This window comes from Falsiroseomonas sp. RANM36 (genome assembly GCF_056682175.1).
Map to the genome: position 1 here is coordinate 167,587 of NZ_JBWXTD010000007.1, position 5,966 is coordinate 173,552.

General features: G+C 72.5%; 6 protein-coding genes. All 6 read right to left on the bottom strand.

Annotated features, from left to right (window positions below; translation table 11 throughout):
- A partial coding sequence (locus AC1MIR_RS24930) for an FAD binding domain-containing protein (RefSeq protein ID WP_480030870.1) occupies window positions 1-334 on the bottom strand: 334 nt, incomplete at its 3' end.
- The gene (locus AC1MIR_RS24935) at window positions 331-2,022 is read right to left on the bottom strand and encodes a hydantoinase B/oxoprolinase family protein (RefSeq protein WP_480030871.1); all 1,692 of its coding nucleotides are present in this window, start codon (window positions 2,020-2,022) and stop codon (window positions 331-333) included. The genes AC1MIR_RS24930 and AC1MIR_RS24935, both read right to left, overlap by 4 nt.
- On the bottom strand, window positions 2,019-4,031 hold the full coding sequence (locus AC1MIR_RS24940; protein ID WP_480030872.1) for a hydantoinase/oxoprolinase family protein: 2,013 nt from the start codon (window positions 4,029-4,031) through the stop codon (window positions 2,019-2,021). Before AC1MIR_RS24940 ends, AC1MIR_RS24935 begins: the two co-directional genes overlap by 4 nt.
- Before the next feature lie 14 nt (window positions 4,032-4,045).
- Window positions 4,046-4,759 (bottom strand): ABC transporter ATP-binding protein, encoded by a 714-nt coding sequence (locus tag AC1MIR_RS24945; RefSeq protein WP_480030873.1) that lies wholly within the window; start codon window positions 4,757-4,759, stop codon window positions 4,046-4,048.
- Window positions 4,752-5,537, bottom strand: a complete 786-nt coding sequence (locus tag AC1MIR_RS24950; protein ID WP_480030874.1) for an ABC transporter ATP-binding protein — start codon at window positions 5,535-5,537, stop codon at window positions 4,752-4,754. Before AC1MIR_RS24950 ends, AC1MIR_RS24945 begins: the two co-directional genes overlap by 8 nt.
- A partial coding sequence (locus AC1MIR_RS24955; RefSeq protein ID WP_480030875.1) for an ABC transporter permease subunit occupies window positions 5,534-5,966 on the bottom strand: 433 nt, incomplete at its 5' end. The genes AC1MIR_RS24950 and AC1MIR_RS24955, both read right to left, overlap by 4 nt.

The window sequence follows — 5,966 nt, forward strand, 5'->3', positions numbered from 1 at the left end:
CCCCGCCGCGCGCCCCGGGGTCCTGACCCGCCCCCCCGCCGCCCCCGGCGGGGGCGCCCTCCCCCCCGCCCACCCGGGGGGGCCGCGCCGCGCGGCGCAGCGCCGACCAGGTGATTAGGCAGCCGATGCGCCAGCCCTGCGGCGTCTCCTCGATGCCGTCGAGGCCGGGGATCGCGGTGAGGTCGAGCAGGTCCTTCTGCGTCGGATCGCCCCAGGCGCGGCGCGCCGTATGCGCCGGGTAGATGTCCGTCGCACCGGCGATGACCGCGACGTCGCCCGCGGCGCGGATCGCCAGGGCCTCCTCGAGGCTGCGGGGGCGATGATAGGCGGTCATGGGAAGGGCCCGAACAGGCGCTCGGCCTGTTCGCGCGTGTAGTAGCCGCGCGCCACGTCGCGCGCGACCAGCGCGCGCTCGCGCTCGCGCGGGTCGCCATAGCCGCCGCCGCCCGGCGTCATCACCTCGACACGATCGCCGGCCTGCAGGCGCAGCCCCTGGTCCTTCGAGAGATGCTCGGGCGTCGTCGTGATGCCGCCGCGGTGCAGCCGCACGACATTGGGCGCGCCGGGCTCGCCGCCCTGCACGCCGGGCGGGCCGAAACGGCCATGGTCCATCACGAAGCTCGCCTTGGCCTCGCCGCGCAGCAGCTCCACCTCGTAATGCACGCCGAAGCCGCCGCGCCGCCGCCCGGCGCCGCCGGAGCCCTCATGCAGCGCGAAGCGGCGGAACAGCACCGGGTAGTACTGCTCCATCACCTCGACCGGCGCGGTCTTGCTGATGCCGATGGTGGAGCAGCCATTCGTCAGCCCGTCCTCGCGCGCATTGCCGCCATAGCCGCCGCCGGTGATCTGGTACATCACATAGCCCGCCCCTGGGCCGGCATTGCGGGCGGGATCGAAGCCGCCGAGCGCGAAGTTCCCCGACGTGCCGGCCGGCGCGGCCCAGAGCTCGTCGGGGATCGCCTGCGCGAGAGCGAGGAACACGGCTTCCGCGATGCGCTGGCTCACCTCCGCCGCGCAGCCGGAGACCGGGCGCGGGTAGCGTGCATCGAGGAAGGTGCCCACCGGGCGGAGCACCTGCAGCGGCTCGAAGGTGCCGGCATTGATGGGCACATGCGGGAAGACATGCTTCACGCCGAGATAGATGGCGCTGCAGGTGGTCGCCCAGACGGAGTTCATCGGACCCTGGCAGGGCGGCGAGCTGCCCGAGAGGTCGAAGGACAGGCTCTCATCCTGCTTGGTCAGCGTCAGCGCGATGCGCAGCGGCTCGTTCACCACGCCGTCCGAATCGACGAAGGTCTCGGCGCGATAGACCCCGTCGGGGATCCGGCGGATCTCCGCGCGCATGCGTTCCGCGGCGCGCAGGCGGATCGCCGCGATGGCCTCCCGCAGCGTGTCCGGGCCGTGGCGGGCGATCAGCTCGCCAAGCCGCGCCTCGCCGACCAGCAGCGCGGCGGCCTGGGCCTTGATGTCGCCGATGCGCTGTTCCGCGACGCGGATGTTGGACTGGATGATGGACAGGATCTCGCGGTCCAGCTCGCCGCGCTTGAGCAGCTTGACCGGCGGCAGGCGCAGGCCTTCCTGCTCGACTTCCGTCGCATGGGCCGAGAAGCCGCCGGGCACCATGCCGCCGATGTCGGGCCAGTGGCCGGTGTTCTGCAGCCAGCAGAACAGCGCGCCCTGCACGAAGACCGGGCGGGCGAAGCGCACATCCATCAGATGCGTCCCGCCGAGATAGGGGTCGTTGACGATGTAGATGTCGCCCGGCTCCGGCGCCGCGACGCTGCCTTCGCGGATCAGGCGCGCAAGATGGGCGGCCGAATGCGCCATCGTGCCGACGAAGACGGGCAGGCCGAGCTCGCCCTGGGCGATCAGCTCGCCCTCCGGCCCGTAGATGCCGTCGGACCGGTCATCGGCCTCCGCGATCACCGGCGAGAACGCAGCGCGCGAGAAGGCGATGTCCATCTCGTTGCAGACCTGCTGCAGGCCCGCCTGGATCACCGCGAGGGTCAGCGCGTCGGTCATGCGGTCACCGTGATGCGCAGATTGCCGATCGGATCGACCACGGCCGCGCTGCCGGGCTCGAGCACGGTGGTCGCGTCCGCCTGCTGGACGATGGCCGGGCCCGCGATGCGTGCGCCGGGCAGCAGGCGCTCGCGCTGCCAGACCAGCGCCCGATGCCACGCGCCATCGGCGTAGATCGCGCGCTCGCCGACCGGCGGCGCGCCGTCGCCCGGCGGCAGCAGGGCGGCCGGATCGAAGCGGCGGCGCCTGCCGATCACGCTGGTGTTGAGATTGACCAGAACCGCCCGGATCTCCGGCAGCCGCACCTGGAAGCGGGCGAAATAGGCGGCCTCGAAGGCGGCCTGGATCCCGGCCCTTGTCACGGCGGCTTCCGGCAGCGCGACGCGGATCAGATGGGTCTGCCCGCGGAACTGCATGTCCGCGGAGTGCAGCACGATGGCGTCCTCGACCTCGCCCCTCTCGGCCAGCACCGTCGCCAGGCCGCGTTCGCGCTGCGCCGCCAGCATCTCGGCGATCTCGGCTTCCGGCATGTCGTCCAGGCCGCGGTTGACGGTGTTCACGAGATCCTGTCGCAGGTCGGCCACGAGGCAGCCCAGCGCGTTGGTCAGGCCCGGCCTGGCTGGGACCAGCACCTCGGGGATGCCGATCTCGCGCGCCAGCGCCACGGCGTGCAGCGGCCCGGCGCCGCCGAAGGCGAAGAGCACGAAGTCGCGCGGGTCATGCCCGCGGGAGAGCGAGACCATGCGGATCGCGCCGGTCATGTGCACATTCGCGAGCTTCAGCGCGGCCTCGGCGGCCTGCTCGGCGGTGAGCCCGAGCGGGTCGCCGATCTCGCGGGTGAAGGCGTCGCGGATCCGCTCCGGCGGGACGGGCTCGCGCACCGCAAGCAGGCGCTGCTGGTCGAGGCGGCCGAGCAGCACATTCGCATCGGTGATGGTCGGCAGGGTGCCGCCGCGGCCATAGCAGATCGGGCCCGGCTGGCTCCCCGCGCTTTCCGGCCCCACGCGCAGCATGCCGGCGCGATCGAGACCGGCGATCGAGCCCCCGCCCGCGCCGACCGTCCTGACATCCACCATCGGCAGATGGATCGGCAGTCCGTAGGCGATCGAGAGCTCCGCGGAGACCTCCGGCACGCCGCCCGCGATCAGGGCGACATCGGTGGAGGTGCCGCCCATGTCGTAGGTGATGGCGTTCCGCAATCCGCTGCGCGCCAGCGTCGCGGCCGCCGCGATCACGCCGGAGGCCGGGCCCGACATCACCGTCTTGGCGGCTTCCCGCGCAACCAGCCGCGCCGGCACCGTGCCGCCATTGCCGTTCATCACCAGCAGGTCGCGCCGGTGGCCGCGCGCGGCCAGGTCGTGCTGCAGCCGGTGCAGGTAGCGGTCGAGGATCGGCTGCACGGCGGCGTTCACGCTGGCGGTCGTGCCGCGTTCGTATTCGCGGAACTCCGAGAGCAGCGCGTGTCCGAGCGTGACATAGGCGTTCGGCCAGATGCCGCGGGCGATCTCGCCGGCCAGCAGCTCATGCGCCGGGTTGGCGTAGGCGTGCAGGAAGTGGATGACCAGCGCCTCGCAGCCGGCGTCGAGAAGCGCGGCCGCTTCCTGCCGCACCGCCGCCTCGTCGAGCGGGACCAGCACCTGCCCGCGCGCATCCATCCGCTCCGCCACCTCGCGCCGCAGCTCGCGCGGCACCAGCGGCTCGAAGCTGCCGGTCAGGCCATAGGGATGCGGCCGCGTGCGGCGGCCGAGCTCGAGCACGTCGCGGAAGCCGCGCGTCGTGATCAGGCCGACACGGGCGAGCTTCCGCTCCAGCACGGCATTGGTCGTGGCGGTGGTGCCGTGGATGATCAGGTCGAGGGCGGCGGGATCGCTGCCGGCGGCCGCGATCGCGGCGAGCACGCCCTCGGCCTGGTTGCCGGCGCTGGTCGGCACCTTGGCGATGCGGATGGAGCCATCGGCCTCCTGCAGCACCAGGTCGGTGAAGGTGCCGCCGACATCGATGCCTGCCACGCGCCGTGCCATCGTCACACCGTCAGGTAGGCTTCGCGGACATGCTCATCCGCTTCCAGCTGCTCCATGGCGCCCTCGTAGCGGATCGTGCCGCGCTCGATGATATAGGCGCGATCGGCGACCGCGGCCGCGAAATCGAGGTTCTGCTCGGACAGCAGGACGGCGATGCCTTCCTGCTTCATGCGCAGGACCGCCTCCGCCATCTGTTCCACGATGACCGGGGCGAGGCCCTCGGAGGGTTCGTCGAGCAGCACCGCCTCGGGGTTGCCCATCAGCGTGCGCGCGATGGTGAGCATCTGCTGCTCGCCGCCGGACATGGCGGCGGCGCGGCGGCCGCGCATCTCCGCGAGGTTGGGGAAGATCCCGAACAGCCGCTCCGGCGTCCAGGGCGAACGGCCGGCGCGCGCGGTGCGCCGCCCGACTTCCAGGTTCTCGAACACGGTCAGGTCGGTGAAGATGCGCCGCTCCTCCGGCACGTAGCCGAGCCCGAGGCGCGCGATGCGGAAGGGCGGGAGGGCGGTGATGTCGGCGCCCGCGAAGCGGACGGCACCACCGCGGGACGGCAGCAGGCCCATGATGGCCTTGAGCGTGGTGGACTTGCCGGCGCCGTTTCGGCCCATCAGGGCCGCCACCTCGCCGCGGCGGAGCGAGAGCGAGACGCCGAACAGCACCTCGGCCGGCCCGTAGCCGGCCTTCAGCCCCTCCACCTCCAGCACCGCGTCAGCCATGGGCGGCTGCCTTGCGGGCGCGGAGCGCGGCGCGATGGCCGGTCGTGCCGAGATAGACGCGCTTCACCTGCTCGTCCGCCCGCACCTCCTCCGGCGTGCCGGAGGCGATGATCTCGCCGCGCACCAGCACCAGGATCCGGTCGGCATGGGCGAAGACGGCGTCCATGTCGTGCTCGGTGAACAGCACGCCGATCCGCTGCTCGCGCGCGATGCCGGCGGTGAGCTGCATGAGGCTGGCGCGTTCGCGCGGGGCCATGCCGGCGGTCGGCTCGTCCATCAGCAGCAGGCGCGGCGACGCGGCCAGCGCGATCGCCAGCTCCACCCGCTTCACGTCGCCATAGGCGAGCTCGCCGATCGGGCGATCCGCATCCGGCCGCATGCCGACGCGATCGAGCAGATCCATCGCCTGGCCGCGGTAGAGCGCGTCGGCGCGCGCCAGCAGGTTCCGGGTTCGCCCGGCATGGGCGATCAGCGCCATCTGGATGTTCTGCACGACCGACATGGAGAGGAAGGTCTGCGCCACCTGGAAGGTGCGGCCGACGCCAAGCCGGCAGATCTCGCGCGGCGGACGGCCGGTGATCTCCTCGCCCTCCAGCAGGACGCGGCCGGTGTCGGGCCGCAACTGGCCGCCCACCATGTTGAAGGTCGTGGACTTGCCAGCGCCGTTCGGGCCGATGATCGCCAGCAGCTCGCCCCGGTCCAGCGCGAAGGAGATGTCGCGCCCGGCGACGACGCCGCCGAAGCGCTTGTTCAGCCCCTCGACGCGCAGCAGCGTCATGCGCGGACCACCTCCGCGCGGCCACGCAGCGCGCCATAGGCGCCGCCGAGCCCGCGCGGAAACAGCAGCACCAGCGCGATGATGGAGGCGCCGAGGAAGAACCGCCAATAGTCGGTCAGCGGCATGAAGACGTCCTTGATCGAATGGAACGCCGCCGCGCCGATCACCGGGCCCATCACCGTCTGGATGCCGCCGAGCAGGATCATCGCCAGGAAGTCCACCGAGGTCGGGATGCCGAGCAGCGTCGGATCGATCGAGCCCTTGGAGAAGGCGTAGAGGCCGCCCGCCAGCCCCGCCGCGGCGCCGGCGATGGTGAAGCCGAGCCAGCGATGCGTGCGCACATCCACGCCGATGGCATCGGCGCGCGGTTCCGGATCGCGCGCCGCCCCCCCGGGCCCCGCGCAGGGGGGGGGGCTGACAAGCCCCCGC